Source organism: Mesorhizobium sp. M6A.T.Cr.TU.014.01.1.1 (assembly GCF_004022765.1).
GTDB classification, from domain to species: domain Bacteria; phylum Pseudomonadota; class Alphaproteobacteria; order Rhizobiales; family Rhizobiaceae; genus Mesorhizobium; species Mesorhizobium mediterraneum.
This window is the reverse complement of sequence record NZ_RZPG01000012.1, coordinates 58713-74293: the sequence shown is the minus strand read 5'-3', so window position 1 is coordinate 74293 and position 15581 is coordinate 58713. Positions and strand designations below refer to the sequence as shown.

General features: G+C 62.1%; 13 protein-coding genes. 4 read left to right on the top strand and 9 right to left on the bottom strand.

Annotation, left to right across the window (positions count from 1 at the left end; all coding sequences use genetic code 11):
• Window positions 1–2 precede the first annotated feature (2 nt).
• Genes EN885_RS15545 through nadE form a run of 3 tightly spaced genes read left to right on the top strand, consistent with a single transcriptional unit; the run spans window position 3 to window position 2837 of the window.
• Complete coding sequence (locus EN885_RS15545; RefSeq protein ID WP_128242123.1) at window positions 3–263, top strand: acyl carrier protein; 261 nt, start codon at window positions 3–5, stop codon at window positions 261–263.
• Between the two features lie 22 nt (window positions 264–285).
• The gene (locus tag EN885_RS15540) at window positions 286–1833 is read left to right on the top strand and encodes an AMP-binding protein (protein WP_128242122.1); all 1548 of its coding nucleotides are present in this window, start codon (window positions 286–288) and stop codon (window positions 1831–1833) included.
• The gene (nadE, locus tag EN885_RS15535; protein WP_128242121.1) at window positions 1830–2837 is read left to right on the top strand and encodes an NAD(+) synthase; all 1008 of its coding nucleotides are present in this window, start codon (window positions 1830–1832) and stop codon (window positions 2835–2837) included. The genes EN885_RS15540 and nadE overlap by 4 nt, the downstream gene beginning before the upstream one ends.
• A gap of 32 nt (window positions 2838–2869) precedes the next feature.
• Here nadE and EN885_RS15530 read toward each other — a convergent pair whose 3' ends face one another.
• The 9 genes from EN885_RS15530 to EN885_RS15490 all read right to left on the bottom strand — a co-directional run bounded on the left by EN885_RS15530 (window position 2870) and on the right by EN885_RS15490 (window position 11775).
• Window positions 2870–3985, bottom strand: coding sequence for a hypothetical protein (locus tag EN885_RS15530; protein ID WP_128242120.1), 1116 nt, complete (start codon window positions 3983–3985; stop codon window positions 2870–2872).
• Complete coding sequence (locus tag EN885_RS33595) at window positions 3982–4434, bottom strand: hypothetical protein (RefSeq protein WP_164897853.1); 453 nt, start codon at window positions 4432–4434, stop codon at window positions 3982–3984. The genes EN885_RS15530 and EN885_RS33595 overlap by 4 nt, the downstream gene beginning before the upstream one ends.
• A gap of 326 nt (window positions 4435–4760) precedes the next feature.
• A complete protein-coding gene (locus EN885_RS15520) occupies window positions 4761–5546 on the bottom strand; it encodes an SDR family oxidoreductase (protein WP_128242119.1) in 786 nt (261 codons plus the stop codon).
• Window positions 5543–6538: an ABC transporter permease gene (locus EN885_RS15515; RefSeq protein ID WP_128242118.1), complete on the bottom strand. Its 996-nt coding sequence runs from the start codon at window positions 6536–6538 to the stop codon at window positions 5543–5545. Before EN885_RS15515 ends, EN885_RS15520 begins: the two co-directional genes overlap by 4 nt.
• 162 nt (window positions 6539–6700) lie before the next feature.
• Window positions 6701–7741 (bottom strand): sugar ABC transporter substrate-binding protein, encoded by a 1041-nt coding sequence (locus EN885_RS15510; protein ID WP_128242117.1) that lies wholly within the window; start codon window positions 7739–7741, stop codon window positions 6701–6703.
• A 40-nt stretch (window positions 7742–7781) separates the two neighbouring features.
• Window positions 7782–8546, bottom strand: coding sequence for an ATP-binding cassette domain-containing protein (locus tag EN885_RS15505; RefSeq protein WP_128242116.1), 765 nt, complete (start codon window positions 8544–8546; stop codon window positions 7782–7784).
• Window positions 8547–8584: 38 nt separating this feature from the next.
• Complete coding sequence (locus EN885_RS15500) at window positions 8585–9751, bottom strand: ROK family transcriptional regulator (RefSeq protein ID WP_128242115.1); 1167 nt, start codon at window positions 9749–9751, stop codon at window positions 8585–8587.
• 176 nt (window positions 9752–9927) lie between these two features.
• A complete protein-coding gene (locus EN885_RS15495; protein WP_128242114.1) occupies window positions 9928–11190 on the bottom strand; it encodes a M23 family metallopeptidase in 1263 nt (420 codons plus the stop codon).
• A gap of 117 nt (window positions 11191–11307) precedes the next feature.
• Window positions 11308–11775 carry a peroxiredoxin gene (locus tag EN885_RS15490; RefSeq protein ID WP_128242113.1) on the bottom strand — a complete coding sequence of 156 codons (468 nt, stop codon included), beginning with the start codon at window positions 11773–11775 and terminating at the stop codon, window positions 11308–11310.
• 96 nt (window positions 11776–11871) lie between these two features.
• Between EN885_RS15490 and EN885_RS15485 the strand changes: the two genes are divergently transcribed.
• Window positions 11872–15258 carry a DUF3971 domain-containing protein gene (locus EN885_RS15485; protein ID WP_128242112.1) on the top strand — a complete coding sequence of 1129 codons (3387 nt, stop codon included), beginning with the start codon at window positions 11872–11874 and terminating at the stop codon, window positions 15256–15258.
• The last annotated feature ends 323 nt before the right edge of the window (window positions 15259–15581 follow it).

Here is a 15581-nt window from a genome sequence, read left to right as displayed (position 1 = left end):
AAATGGTTACAATCAAGGACAAGGTCAGAGCTTTTATCGTCGACAACTTCCTGTTTGGCGATACGTCATACCAGCTTTCGGATACAGCCTCATTGATCGAGAACGACATCATGGACTCGACGGCCGTACTGGAACTCGTGGCTTTCATAGAGGATAATTTCGGCATAGCGATGGTCGATTCCGACATCGTACCGGCCAACCTGGATTCGATTGACCGCCTCTCGTCCTTCATCAGGGCGAAAGCAGAAGCGCTGGCAGCGTAGGTCCAGTCAGCGAGGAGCGTCCATGCGGATCGAACATCTCCTGGCCGCCAAGGCCGCTGCCCATCCCGCCAAAACGGCATTGATCACCAAGGACAAAAGGCTGCGCTACGAAGAACTGGACGATCTTTCGAGCCGCCTGGCTGCGGCCCTTTTCGCGAACGGCGTCAGGCGCAACGACCGGGTCCTGATCTTCATGGACAATTGCTGGGAGGCCGCGGTTTCGATTTTCGCGGTCCTCAAGGCAGGGGCGACGTTCAGTCCGATCAACGCATCCACCAAGGCCGAAAAGCTTGCCTACATCATCGCTGATTGCGACGCTGCCGCGATCCTCACGCAAGCAAAACTGATGCCCGTGGTCGCCGAGGCGTGCGGATCGAGCGGCAAGACCGGCATCTTCGTGGCTTCTACCTCCGATGCCGATGGCCAATGCCCGGCAGGGTCTGCATCCCTGGCGGACTGCCTGACGCTCGAAGCCAGTGAGATAGACCACGGCGGCATCGACGTCGATCTTGCCATGCTCATCTACACCTCGGGCTCAACGGGCCGGCCCAAGGGCGTGATGATGACGCACCGCAATTGCGATGCGGCCGCGGACTCCATCACCACCTATCTGCGCAACTCGCCAGACGACATCATTTTGAATGTTCTTCCCCTTGCCTTCGACTATGGCCTCTATCAGTTGCTGATGGCCGTTAGGCTCGGCGCCACGCTCGTGCTCGAAAAGTCCTTCGCTTTTCCTCAAGCGGTCTTTGAACGTATCCGCGAGGAGGGCGTCACCGGTCTTCCGCTCGTGCCCACGATGGCAGCGATGATCCTGCAGATGCGTGACCTGACGCCGGGTTTCCTGCCCAGCCTTCGCTATATTTCGAATACGGCAGCGGCCTTGCCGCAAGCGCACATAGAACGTCTGCGCTTCCTTTTTCCCGATGTCAGGCTGTATTCGATGTATGGCCTGACGGAATGCAAGCGCTGCACCTATCTACCGCCCGAGGAGCTCGATCGCCGGCCGGGATCGGTCGGAATAGCCATTCCGAACACCGAAGCGTTTGTCGTCGACGAGGACGGGCAGCGAGTGCCATCGGGCATTGCGGGTGAGTTGGTCATTCGCGGGCCGCATGTCATGCAGGGCTACTGGCGCAACGAAGCTGCGACGGAACGGACCCTGCGGCCAGGCCCAAACCCTTGGGAGAAGGTTCTCTATACCGGCGATCTGTTCAGAACCGATGAGGATGGCTTTCTCTATTTCGTCGGGCGCAAGGATGACATCATAAAGACGCGGGGAGAGAAGGTCGCCCCGAAGGAAGTGGAAGCCGTGCTTCACGCCCATCCGGGTATCGCCGAGGCTGTTGTCGTTGGCGTGGCGGATCCCGTACTTGGGCATGCGATCGGCGCACTCGTCATACGCTCGGATCCGACGCTCAGCGAAAAGGATGTCATGCGCCACTGCGCACGTCATCTCGAGGATTTCATGGTTCCAAAGGTTATCGAGTTCCGCTCGGAATTGCCAAAGACGGATACGGGCAAGGTCAGCCGTCGGCTTGCTGCAGAGATGATGGAGGCCGCCCAATGAGTGTTCGCCCGAGCGAGGACGCAAAGACCATTCTGGCGCAGGCTCTGGCGATCGACCCCGCCGCCGAAACGGACAGGATCGTGACCGCTTTGCGCCAGCAGTTGCGCGGTATTCGCAAGCGGGGCCTCACGCTCGGTCTTTCCGGCGGGATCGATTCAAGCGTTTCGGTGGCGTTGGCAGCGCGCGCCGTCGGGCCTCAGAATGTATTGTGCCTGTTCATGCCGGAAAACGATTCCGATCCGGAAAGTCTGCGGCTCGGCCGCCTTGTCGCCGACACGTTCGGTGTCGAGGCTATTGTGGAGGATATCGGATCGACCCTGCGCGCCATGGGCTGCTACCAGCGTCGCGACGCCTTCATCCGCGAATTGGTCCCGGAATACGGCGAAGGCTGGGCCTCGAAGATCGTGATCGCGAACGCCCTCGAGAGCGAGGGCTACAATATTTCGTCGCTGGTGGTGCAGGATCCCAAGGGCAAGCAGACCAAACTAAGAATGCCGCTGCCGGTCTATCTCGGTGTCGTCGCCGCCACCAATATGAAACAGCGCACCCGCAAGCAGATCGAATATTATCATGCCGATCGCCTGAACTTCGCCGTTCTTGGAACGCCGAACCGGCTGGAATACGATCAGGGGTTCTTCGTCAAGAACGGTGACGGCGCGGCTGACGTCAAGCCGATCGCGCATCTCTATAAAACGCAGGTCTACGCGCTGGCGGCCTATCTCGGCGTTCCCGACGAAATCCGCAACCGGCCGCCTACCACCGATACCTACTCGCTGGCGCAGACGCAGGAGGAGTTCTACTTCTCGCTTCCCTATGATCGCATGGATATTTGCCTTTGCGGCCTCAACAAAGGCGTGGCGGCCGAAGTGGTTGGGCAGGCGGCGGGACTAGACGCCTCACAAGTGGAACGCGTCTGGGCAGACATCACCGCCAAGCGAAAAGCCACGCGCTATCTGCACCTGCGCCCGCAACTCGTTGATGAGGTTGAGGAAGTCGGTACCTGACCTGCCTCTCCAACCCGGCCACGGCGAGCGCTTCAGGTGAAGCGGCCGCCGATCAACTGGCTCCACTGCTCGCCCGCAAGCCCGTTCAGGAAAGCTTGTGAGTTCTTCATGGCATCCAAAAGCTCGGGATCGCGTGAATGCACCACGGTCGAGGCAACGGTCAGGAAAGCGATGCGTCGCCCAAGCATTGCTTCCAGAAGTGCAGGTTGAATGCGTCCGCGCAGGCCGCTGATGCCGCGCACGGCGGCATGATCGATCAGGCAGTCGATGACGGAACCCGCCTGGCCGGGGAGGGCGAGGATCTGCAGCACGCGACCGATTTCACCCGTCCGTGCGTGATAGGCGAATGCGCCGACATTGGTGCCGACTGGCGATGTCACGGAAACATAGACAAGCTCGCCCAGATCCGTCTTTTGAGCCGCATCGGTCAGGATATGATCAAGTAGGCCTTCCGCCCACACCGGGCGCAGGGCGAACTGGGCGGTCAACGGTTCGACGAGCTTGGCAAATGCGTCTCTGTCGATTTCGGACATCCGAAAGGCTCCGTGGCCTGCCCCGTCCGCCGCCACACCGGACCAGCGTCGTTCGCTCGACTTCATTCGTCTGCAATAAAATCGGTCGAGGGCGTGGGCAAACGGACTGAGCATTCGGACAAGCTTCATGCGACTGGCGGAAAGGCCGAGCACAAAGGTCGACGGCCGCATTACGCGTACCCAGTCAAGGCTGTATTGCGGCAGGACCACGCCGCGCAGCCGGGTCCACAACTTCGTGGAGATATCATTGGCCGTCTCGCTGAAGGAAATGTCCTGCGGACCATCCAAATAAGCTTTCAACAAGCGAGCGCCGGCCATCGGGTCGCGCTCATGATCCTCGACCATGAGCGAGCTGCAAATGGCGGCTCGTAATTGTCGGCCGTTGAACTGCATCGGCAATACGTGAACGCCGACAAACCCAGAGACGCGGCCGGCGTCGTTGACGTGGACAAGCGACCGCAGATCGCCTCCGCAACCCGGCGCCTCCAGATAAAACCGTCTCATATATTCGATGAGCGCCGCCGGCGCTTCGGTCCGCTCTTTGCGCAGCACGCGTTGAAACATGCCCGCGACTGCAGGAAGATCGGCACCTTCAAGGGCGCGAATTACGCTCAAGCGCGGCTCCCGCCATCGGAGTCCCGTCCACCGCGTTTCCGGACCAAAGGAGAGCTGTGGTGTTGCGGCAAGGGAAGGCTCTTTGCTTGAACGGATGAAACCAGCGTTGCTGTACCAACTTCGGGTAAACCGATGTTAAAGTTTTGGTAGCGAACCGAGTGCATTGGCGCGGCCTTGCTTCGTCGGCGTCGCGGAACGTCTGGCGAGGCCTCAGCCCTGAACCCGACAGCCTTGTAGAAGTTCAGCGCGTCAATATTCCGCCGCATGACTTCAAGGCAAAGCCCGGTTGAGCCGCAGGCGGCAAGGCGCTGATCGAGAAAGACCATCGCTCGCCTGCCGATGACTTTTCCGCGCGCCTGCGGCAACAGGTCGATATGGCCTTGCGAGGGATAGGCGGCCAGCGCTTGCGGTACGGCGAAATTGGGATGATGGATTTGTGCCGCAGCCAATCGCTGCCGCGCCAGCGGGAGCTGTCGGGTCCAGGGGTCGGCCACGCGCGCTTAAAGGTTGGGATACCACTTTTGCGGCCATGCTGGCATTGAAGGAATTTGTGTCGGCTGCGCCAAGGAGGTAGCCGCAGGCACCTGCGGGGCCATCGACGATGAACGCCAGATCGGGTTCGAGGACCTGGTAGGGAATGGTGTAGACAGGCCGAGTAGATCCGGGTCGTCGTCGCGGCCGGCCGCGTCCTTGCCTTGAGGCAAATCATGGCAAGTGCCGGATGATCGGCTGTTGTTGCCTGGGCGCAGGAAAAAACCGTCACCGAAATCGAGGATCACGGCGGAAGGAGCCGAAAATCCTTGCCCTCGGGCAGCAATTGCCCCCCATCCACGATGATGGTCGTGCCGGTGATGTAGCTGGCATCGTCCGAGGCCAGGAACAGGAAGGCGTTGGCCACGTCGCGCGGGCTGCCGAGCCGGCCGAGTGGAATGGAATCCTGCATGTTCTTGATATACGCCGCGCCGCGATGCATCTGGATTGCTTCGGTGAGGATGTTGCCGGGCTCAACGCCGTTGACAGTGATACCGTAGCCGGAGAATTCCAGCGCCGCCGAACGGATGAAGCCGTTGATGCCGGCCTTGCTGGCGGCGTAGTGGCCGTGACCGGGGCTGGTGACGTGCGGGCCGGTAATCGACGAGGTGTAGAGCATGCGCCCGAAGCGCTGTGCCTTCATCGGCGCCAGCGCGGCAAGAGTGGCATTGAAGGTGCCGCGCAGATTGACGGCCATGACCCGGTCCCAGTCGTCCGGACTGGTGTTCTCGATGAGCTGCCAGGGGTAGATCCCGGCATTCTGGACCAGGATGTCGAGCCGGCCGTGATGGTTGAGTGCCAGCGCTACGGCGGCCTCTGCATCGGCTATCTGCGAGATGTCGGTACGAATGAAGGCGGCGCCGAGCTCGTCCGCGGTCGCTTGCCCGGCCTCAACCTCGGTATCGGCCAGGACCAGCTTCGCGCCCTCTTCGGCAAAGCGTTGTGCGATGCCCTTGCCGATGCCGCGCGCACTGCCGACGATCAGCGCGACCTTGCCCGAAAGTCTTCCAACCTCTGGACGGCCAGTCATGCCAGCCTCTGGCGAATGGTTTGCTTGAACGCGTCGAGCAGCACGGCGGCAAGCACCAACAGGCCGTGGATCACTTGGGTGAAGTTGGCCGGCAGGCCCATGAGGTTGATCGCCGTGTTGATGGCCGACAGCAAAAGCACACCGGCATAGACTCCGGGCAAAGTGCCGACGCCACCCTTCAGACTGACACCGCCGATGACGACGGCGGCGAAGGCGTTGAACAGCAGGCCGACGCCCAGATTGGCGGTGGCGCCGGAGGTGCGGATCGCCAGCAGCCAGCCGGCAAGGCCGGCTATGGCGCCAGCGAGAACAAAGGCAATGACGAGGTTGCGGTTCACGCGGATGCCGGCGCGGAAGGTTGCGGTCTCGTTGCCGCCGATCATGACGAGATGCCTGCCGAAGGGTGTCTTGGCCATGATCAGCGAGAAGACTACGAAACACGAAATGGCGATCCAGGCGGTGAGCGGCAGGCCAAGGAGGCGCTGAATGCCGAACCAGCGGATCGCCGGCGCAAGATCCTGTGCAGAGCGGCCGCCGGAAATGACCAGCACAAGGCCGCGCACCCAGATGTAGGACGCGAGCGTGATGATGAAAGCACTCATCTTCACCTTCACGACCAAATAGCCGTTGATGACGCCGATGATGCCGCCGACAACCAGGGCAAGCAGCAGCGAAACCGGAACCATCAGCCATTCCGGGTGCAATTGAACGCCAAGGCCGATACCCGCCGAGCAGAACAGGATGCCGACCGCCATGGCGCCGAGCGCCGCCACGGATTCAACCGACAGATCCATGTGTCCGGTGATGATGACCAGCGCCAGGCCGATCGACATGACACCAAGCACGCTCGACGCCTCTATGATGTTGGCGAAGATGCCGAGCTGGAAATAGTTCGGAATGAAAATGGAGAAGACCACCAGCACGAAGACCAGCATGAACCAGACGAGGTTGTCGAGGGCGAACTCGAGGGCGTGGCGCGTGCGGGGATTCATGTGCTGATCCGGCTGGCGCATGACCCCGAAACCAATTCGATTTTCGGAAAGGATCATGCGCGGATTGAAATTGCTGCAGCGTCCCTTGCGCCCGTTCGGACGCGCCGAGCTGCAGTGGTTGGGGCTCCGGGCCAGCGTGGCCCGAAGCCCCAGGCGATCTTGCTATTCGACCGGCTTCACAGTGTCCGAGGGCGGCTTCATATTGCCCCAGAAGGCCGGGTTATCGACATTTTCCTTGGTGATCGCAGCACCGGGGATCTTGATGTTCGGCCCCCAGGCTTCTTTGGTCACGGTCGACTTCAGGCCGAGCACTTCGTACTCTCCCGGCTTGATCTCCTGTTTGTTGACGACCTTGTCCATGAACATGGCGACGGCGGCGGCCTGAGCGTAGAGCGGCTGCTCGACTTCGACGTTGAGCCAGCCCTTGCGGATCAGGTCGAGGCCGACCGGGGCGCCGTTCGAGCTCATCAGCATGACGTCGCCCGGTTTCTTGCCGGCGGCCTCGAGCGAGGCGACGGCAGCGACCGAGAGATGCGCGGCGTGGCTGAAGATCAGGTCGATATCCGGGTTGGCGAGCATCTGGTCGGCAACGATGGTGCCCGCGTTACTGGCTTCCCATTGCATGGCTGGAACCGAGATGATCTTGACGTCCGGGAACGCCTTCATCTTCTCCTCGAAACCCTTCTGGATGTCGAGCGTGTAGGGATCGCCAGGATCGCCGAGCACCTGGAGGATTTTTCCCTTCACCGAGCCGTTCTTCGCTTTCAAGAGCTTCTCGGCCTGGTCGGCGGCGACGTAGCCGATCTCGACGGTTCCCGCCACCGACGTGAAGTCGGAGGGGGTGGACGTGATCTGGCGATCGAATTCGACCACCGGGATGCCGGCGGCGCGGGCGGCCTCGATGGACGGCTTCAGCGCATTGAAATCGACGGCAGCGAGAATGATTGCCGACGGCTTGAGCGCGATGACGTCGTTCATTTGCGATTGCTGAGCGTCGGTCTTGTTGTCGGCGTTCAGCGTTTTCATCTCGTAGCCGACCTGCTTCAGGAACAATTCCAGAGCGCTCACCGAGCCAGTCTGAAATTCATCGAGTAGCGTCGGCACCATATAATAGACGGTCCCCTTGGACTGGGCGAATGCCGGCGTGAGCGTGGCAAAGGCCAGTGCCAGGATACCGAAGACAGCAAGAAGTATTTTCTTCATGTCGTTCGCTCCTTTTGCGCCGGACCCCTCATTTTGTCCCTCAACCCGCCGGTCCGGCACCGGCAAGCGTCTCTCCGGTGATCATGTTGATCACCGCGTCGGGACTTGTTTTATTGCGCGCGACATCGCCGGCCACGACACCTTGCCGGATCACCACGATCCGGTCGGCGACCTGAAAGGCCTGTTGCATGATATGGGTGATGATGACGACGCCGATACCCTGGCTCGCCACCTGGCGGATCATGTCGAGACCGCGCCGCGTCTGCTCGACACCGAGTGCTGCGAACGGCTCGTCGAGAAGCACGAGCTTGCCGCCAAAATGCACGAATCGGTTGAGCTCGATAGCCTGTCGCTGACCGCCCGAGAGATGCTCGACATTGGTCCTGAGCGAGGGGATGCGCGTGCCGGCGCTGGCCAGCGCCTTTTTGACCACTTGCTCCATGGCGGGTTCGTCGAGCACGGGAACGCCCAGAAATTTCCTGGTGATCTCGCGGCCCATGAAGAAATTGGCGACCACGTCGACATTGGTGCAAAGCGAGAGGTCCTGGTAGACGGTCTCGATCCCCGCCTCTTTTGCCTCGGCGGGAGACTTGGCGAGGAATTCCTTTCCCTCGAACAGCATGCGGCCGGAGGTCGGCTCCAGCCCGCCGGCGATGATCTTGACCAATGTCGATTTGCCGGCGCCGTTGTCGCCCAGAAGCGCCACCACCTCGCCCTTGCCGATCGAGAAGCTGATCCCCTTGAGCGCTTCGATGGCGCCATAGTTCTTGGTGACGTTGTCGAGCACCAGCAGGGGTTCGCTCATGCCAGGCTGAGCTCCGATCATGCCAGGCTGAGCTCCGCTCATGCCGCGATCCCCTTGCTTTGCAGGATATCTCGCCCGCGTTCGCGCTCGGCGGTGAATATCTGGCCGAAGCGCGGCGAAAGCACCCCTGAGACGGCAAGTGCTGCGGCCCCGCGCAACACCGCATGCTGGCCGCCGCGTGCGACGGTGACACGGGGCGTCGTGCGATCCGTTCGCGCCGAGACCGAGTTGGGAAGGTTCGCAACCGAACCGGCCAGCCGTTCAAGCAAATCGGTGGACGCCAGTCCGCCGAGGATGATGGTTTCTGGATCGAACAGGTTCTCGATGATGGTGAGGGCGTTGCGGAAGATCGGCCCGACTTCATCAACCCAATCGGCGTCACTGATGTTCCGGCGCCGCAGCGCCTCGAGCGAAAGGTATCGTTCGAGGCAGCCGCGATTGCCGCAGGGGCAGGGCTCGCCACCCGGCGCGACAGGAATATGCCCGATTTCGCCGGCATTTCCCCAGGCACCGCGCAACGCGCTTCCGTCATGCACCATGACGCCGCCAAGACCGACACCGAAATAGAGATAGTAGTATTCGGAATGTCCCGCTCCGAGGCCGTACAGGCGCTCGCCCATTGCCGCGGCCGCCATGTCGGTCTCAAAAAACGCCGGCAGCCCGGTCGAGGCCTCCAGCCGTTCCCGAAGCGCCACGTCCTTCCAGCCGGTCATCGTCGTCGGGCCGATAAAGCTCATCGATTCCACGCCAAAAGGGCCGGGCAGCGCCATGCCGATGCCGAGAACGCGACCGCCAGGGCGCAGTCCGGTCAATTCAAGCACCATCGCGCCGATCAAATCGAAGGCATGATCGGGCGTTGCGCTGGGAGCTTCGCGGTAGGTGCTCTCGATCACGTCACCGCTCAAATTGATCAGCGCCGCATTGATGCCGAGGGGAGTGGCGTGGATGCCGACGGCGTAGCCGCCTTCCGGGTTGATTCGCAGGGTCGCCGGAGGCAGCCCGCGCCCCCGCGGCTCTTCGCGCATGGACAGAACGTAGCCGTGTTCTTCCAGCTCGCGAACGATGGTCGACACCGTTTGCACGGTGAGCCCGACCCGCCTGGCAATGTCGCCGCGGGTGATCGGGCCGTGAAGGCGGATGGACTCAAGCACGATGCGCCTGTTGTACGGCCGCCCGAATTCCTGATTGGTCCCCCGCAGTGCCATGTCTTGCGCCCTTAGGAGACTGGAGGTTCGCACCGAATATTTATTCAGTCAAATGGAATTCAAAAATAAGTCGATGAGTTCCGCGCATGATGCGCCACTCCCGGGTTCGGAGCAGGAGCAGAGGTCGATATCAGATGGGAACGGCTAGATCGGTCTAATGAAGAGGCCGGCGGGCTTCAGAGATACTGCGCGACCTTCTTGCCGACCCTCAGGAAGCGCAGCGGGTCGATGGCTTCGCCGTTGTGGCGGATCTCGTAATGCAGATGAGGGCCGGTCGAGCGGCCGCTGCTGCCGGTCTTGCCGATGACGTCGCCGGCGTTGAGCCTCTCGCCTACGGTCACGTTGATTTTGCTGAGATGCCCATAGCGCGTGGCAAAACCCTGGCCATGGTCGACCTCGACCATGCGGCCATAGCCGCCGTTCCAGCCGGCCTTGACGACGACACCGGGCGCCGTGACCTTGGCGGGCATTCCGGTCGGCGCCCGGAAATCCATCCCGGAATGCAGCGCGGCGGTGCCGAGGAGCGGATCGGTGCGCACGCCGAACGGGCTGGTGACCGAACGGCCAGGGGCGGGATTGGCGAGCGGCAGCCGTCGCGCCTCGGTCTTCAGACGGTCGAGCGCGTCCAGCGCCTCGTCGAGTTCTCTTACCTTGCTGTCGAACATCATCGAAGTGTCGAGCGGTATCAGCGGGCCACCGGCATCGCTCTTGCCGAAATCGCTGTCGACCGGCAGGCCAGCTGCCTCGAGCGCCTGTGAAATCGCATCTGCGTTTCTGTAGGCGTTGTCGGCAAGCGTGGTGATGCGGGTGAGCTGCTGGCTCTCTATGGCCTTGAGCGACTCGTTGATCGACACGAACAGTCTGTCGGCACGATCGGCCTCCGTGTCGCTCGGCAGCGGATCGGAGCGGGTCGACCACAAGGAGAACGGCCTGGTGTTGCCGACGCCAAGACTGGCGCCGACGCTGGCAACCGAATAGGCCTGCGACTGGGCGTCGGTCACGTCGGCGCGTTTGTCCGGCTTTGCGGACGCAGGTGGCGCTCCGACGTCGCTCCCGGTGCGTGCGAGGCGGCCATGGCGCAGGCTGAGCTGGGTCTGTCGTTCCAGCAGTTCGCCAACTTTGGTTTCCATGAGCTGCTGGTCGAGAAGCTGGCGGCTGGTGATCCGGTCGACCTGGGCGCGTAGCGCGGAGATGCGGTCCTCATAGGCCTGCTGCATGCGCGCCTGCCGCGCCGTGGTCGCGCCGATCAGGTCGTCGCGCAGCACGAGGTAGGAGGTCGCCAGGAGATAGCCTATGGCCATAGCCGCCAGCGCGGAGCCGCAAAATGCGGCAACCCATGGCCGTATGGTAAAATGCCTTATCTCGTTGCCCCGGGCGATAATGACCGTGTGGGGCTCCTTGCGCCTGCCAAAGACCGTTGACTGACTGGCTACGTTCACGGGACCAAGCTTTCGTTACGACACCAAACGACAAGCCTGATTACACATCATTAAGGTTAACGGTCGGTTGCTTGCGCGCAACCTCTCGCCTCACGTTGGCTGCCGTCGGCGTCTGCGTCAAAGCGCCCGCACCGCCTCCAGCACCGCCTCGGCATGGCCTTTGACGCGAACATTTCGCCAGATCCTGGCAATCCGTCCGTCGCTGCCGATCAGGAACGTAGCACGCTCGACGCCCATATAGCGGCGGCCATAAAGCTTCTTCTCGACCCACAGATGATAGGCTTCGATCACCTTGCGCTCCTCGTCGGCGACAAGATCGACGGCAAGGCCGTATTTCGATTTGAATTTGTCGTGTTTTCGGACGCTGTCCGGCGAAAGGCCGATCACGACGGCACCGAGCTTTTCGAATTCCGGCTTCAACTGCGAAAAGCCGATCGCCTCATTGGTGCAGCCCGTGGTGTCATCCTGCGGATAGAAGTAAAGTACGACCGGCTTTCCCAGCAATGCCGCGAGGCTGATTGAACCGCCGCCGTCTCGGGGAAGTTCGAATTGCGGCGCAAGCTCGCCGACGTCGAGATCAGCCATATCGATGCCCTTGTTTGTGGTTACGCGCCAAGCCGCATCGATATAATGTCAAACTGGGATTCGTCCACCGGTCGAGTTCGTTCAACGGAAAATTGCGTGGATCAGGAGCAGCCGCAGCACGAGAAGATCAGATTCAGGCGTGATGAGATCACCGACCTGGGGGCCTTCCCGTCCGCGTGCCGCGTACCGCCGCTCGGCCAAGCGTCGATCGGCCGCGGCGTTCGTATTCTTACGCGGCTGTTTGCCGGCCTTGTCGCCCTTGTGCTGCTGGCCGCTGTCGCTGTGTATGCGATCGGCATGTCCGGTTTCGGCACCGAGCGGCTGCGGACCGAGGCGGAAATGGCCATCGAGAAATTGGCCGGCGTCGACGTCGATGTTGCGGTCGGGCCGGCCCGTCTCACGCTCGACGGATCGAGCTTCATCGCGCTGCAGGTCAGCGATGTCAGCCTCAAGACCGCCGACGGCAAGCCGATGGCCAACGCCGGGCGTGTCCGTTTCGGCATAAGGCTGATGCCCCTGCTTTCGGGCGAGGTGCGGCTCACCAGCGCCAGGATTTCCGACGCGCGCATCATGATGGCGGCGATCCCGACGGCTGGCGACTGGACGGCGGCGCTGCGCAATGACGACGGCCTCATCGATCCGGAAAGACTATCCGATGCGGTTTTTGCCAACCTCAACCGCGCGCTCGACACGGTGCAGGTGGATTCGATGCGCCAGATCGACCTCAGCAATGTCGATCTCGTTCTGCCCGAGACCGGCTCGGTCAAACTGGTCAGGATCACTGACGCCACGGTTGCGCAGTCGGGGCCTGGCGGCATGGAGTTTTCATCCGACGCGGATGTCGACGGCAGGGCACTCACCATCGCTGCCACAGCCGCCCGCGATACGAAGACGCGGCTCGTGACGGCGTTGGATGCCAGCGTCGAGATAGCGGAGGCCGACCAGGCCGCGGCAGTGCCAGGTGGGAAGCTGGGCGCGATTGCCTTGAAGCTGGCGGGATCGGAAGGATCCGGCGAGAACGCGTCGCGGCTGACGGCCTCGTTGTCGCTAGCCGGCTCCGTGCTCGATCTCGGCCAGCGTGCGGGGATGCTTCCAGCCGATGTCGATCTCGATGCGACGCTTGTCGCCGGCGCCAACAAGATCCAGGTGGACAGGCTGCAGGTGAAGACCGGTCGCTCGACGTTCGATTTCGCCGGTTCGATCGGGCCGAAGCCGGCGACTGGAACAGCGGGCGAGGAGCCGTCCTATCGCTACGACCTGACCAGCGACCGTTCGATACTGGCGCCCTCGGAATCATCCGAACCAGCACTCAATTTCATCGCCCGCGTCGCCGGCGTTTACCAGACCAGGAGCCATAAGCTCGTGGCCGAGCAGATCGGGATCAGGTCCGGATCCGCCAGCGAGGCGCTGGGCACGGCGTCGGTCGAGTTCGTCGAGGGAAAGGTACCGGGCATATCCGTTGCGTTCAACGTCCACGACATGCCGGTCTCGCATGTCAAGCAGTTGTGGCCCTGGTTTTCCGCGCGAAACGCCCGCCTTTGGGTGCTGAAGAACCTGTTCGGCGGCCGCGTTGTTGACGCCAGCCTGCAGTTCCAGGTCGTGCCGGGGCGCCTGGGCAACGGGATTCCGCTATCCGCCGATGAAGTGTTCGGCCGTTTCCAGATCGAAGGAGCGCGCTTCGATACGGCCGGTCACATTCCGCCGATACGCGATGCCGTCGGCGTTGTCGAATTCCACGGCAACGACGTCGACGTCAGGCTCTCCTCGGGCAACGTCTATATGGTCAGCGGCCGCACGGTGGCGGCGAGCAACGGCACGATGACGGTCAAGGCGGCAAACCGCCCGCCGGTGATCGGCGCGCTCGACATCGACGTCGCCGGCGAGGCGTCTGCAATCGCCGAGCTCGCCTCCTATGAGCCGATCAACGCCATGCGCCATGTCGGCCTGTTGCCGGACGACCTGTCCGGCACGGTGACCGGCCACGTGAGAGCGGACATTCCGTTGCAGTCCGGCGTCGACACCTCGAAGCTCGATTGGTTGGTGGCGCTCGACTACAAGGACCTCTCGCTGGCCAAGCCGTTCGAAGGCCAGGCGGTGACGGAGGCCAACGGTTCGATCACTGTCGAGCCCAATCGGGCCGTGATCTCCGCCAAGGCGCTGCTGAACGGCATTCCAGCCGAGCTCGACCTGATCGAGCCGCTCAACAATGCCGGACCGCCCCGCAGCCGGAAAGTGGCGCTGGTGCTCGACGACAAGATGCGCGCAACCGCCATGCCGGGCCTGTCGACGCTGCTTTCCGGAACCATCAAGGTTGCGATCGACAAGAGCGGCGGCAGCAACCAGACTGTTTCGGCGGACCTGACCAACGCCAGGCTGGACATTCCGTGGGCAGGCTGGAGCAAGGGACCCGGCATTCCAGCCAAGGTCACATTTGCCATGACCAAGTCCGGCGACACCACGACGCTGTCCGACTTCGACCTGGATGGAAAGACTTTTTCGATCGACGGCGGCGTGGTGCTGGTCAACGGCGCCCTGTCCTCGGCGCGGTTCAGCAAGGTCACGTTGAATCGGGGGGACGATGTTGCCGTGTCAGTGAAACGATCGGGCAAGGGCTACGCTATCGACATCAGCGGCAACGCGCTGGACGCGCGCTCGCTGATCAAGCAATTCACGTCCGATGTCGACACCGCCACCAAGGCCACGGGTTCCGACGCAATTTCCGTCAGTGCCGATGTCAATTCCCTGACCGGCTTCCACAACGAGACACTGTCGAACCTGAAGCTCGACTACAGCGCCGCCGGCTCCAGGGTGAACGGGCTCAGGGTCAGCGCCACGGCAAGTTCGGGTGCTGCCATAAGCATCAGCAATACGACCGGCGCCGGCAGGCGCGCCCTCAACATGACGTCGGCCGATGCCGGCGCCATCCTGCGGTTCCTCAACATCTACGAGCATATGGAGGGCGGTTCGATCACGCTGGCGCTCGCCGGGGCAAGCGATGGGCCGATGAAGGGCCAGGTCGATTCGAGCAACTTCTTCGTGGTCAACGAGCCGAAACTCGCCTCGCTCGTATCGACGACGCCGGCGGGCGACAGCCGCAGCCTCAACGAAGCTGTCAAAGCCAATATCGACACGTCGAGAGTGAAGTTCGAGCGCGGCTTTTCCGAGATCGAGAAGGGTGCCGGCTATCTCAAGCTGGCCAATGGCGTGCTGCGCGGTCCACGCATCGGCACCACCTTCCAGGGCACGCTCTACGACCGGAACAACAACATGGACATGACCGGCACGTTCATGCCGGTCTATGGCCTCAACCGCATCTTCGGCGAACTGCCGCTCTTCGGCGCGCTGCTCGGCAATGGCCGCGATCGCGGCCTGATCGGCGTGACCTACCGGCTCAGGGGCGATGCCAACAAACCGAAACTGGACGTCAATCCGCTGTCGGTGATCGCGCCCGGAATTTTCAGGTCGATCTTCGAGTATCGGTGAGGTCAAAACCAATCACTTCAAGCGACCGAGTCTTGACCCTAAGCGGACTCTAGTTCGCCCCGGCCGAATTCACGCCCATGACCCAAGCGCGACTTTCGATCTCCGCTCGGCATACGGCCGCTTAGCGCCCAATAGCAGTCATTCCAACGGTCCCGTTCACTCACCAAAAGCGGACATCGCTAATGCGGTAGCCATAGCCCTGGCGAAACAAGAGCGGTCCACTCAGACGGCGGCACGTCGTCCGATAAGCCCGCCACTGCCGACTCGTTTCTCCAAAAAGGCTAACTGTCCCGACTGTCGTCTACTGAATTCGGCAGGACGCG

Bases quoted from the DNA above. Each gene is read 5' to 3' on its own strand.
- EN885_RS15545 (WP_128242123.1), top strand. From the start codon at position 3: ATGGTTACAATCAAGGACAAGGTCAGAGCTTTTATCGTCGACAACTTC.
- EN885_RS15540 (WP_128242122.1), top strand. From the start codon at position 286: ATGCGGATCGAACATCTCCTGGCCGCCAAGGCCGCTGCCCATCCCGCC.
- nadE (WP_128242121.1), top strand. From the start codon at position 1,830: ATGAGTGTTCGCCCGAGCGAGGACGCAAAGACCATTCTGGCGCAGGCT.
- EN885_RS15520 (WP_128242119.1), bottom strand. From the start codon at position 5,546: ATGACTGGCCGTCCAGAGGTTGGAAGACTTTCGGGCAAGGTCGCGCTG.
- EN885_RS15515 (WP_128242118.1), bottom strand. From the start codon at position 6,538: ATGAATCCCCGCACGCGCCACGCCCTCGAGTTCGCCCTCGACAACCTC.
- EN885_RS15510 (WP_128242117.1), bottom strand. From the start codon at position 7,741: ATGAAGAAAATACTTCTTGCTGTCTTCGGTATCCTGGCACTGGCCTTT.
- EN885_RS15505 (WP_128242116.1), bottom strand. From the start codon at position 8,546: ATGAGCGAACCCCTGCTGGTGCTCGACAACGTCACCAAGAACTATGGC.
- EN885_RS15500 (WP_128242115.1), bottom strand. From the start codon at position 9,751: ATGGCACTGCGGGGGACCAATCAGGAATTCGGGCGGCCGTACAACAGG.
- EN885_RS15490 (WP_128242113.1), bottom strand. From the start codon at position 11,775: ATGGCTGATCTCGACGTCGGCGAGCTTGCGCCGCAATTCGAACTTCCC.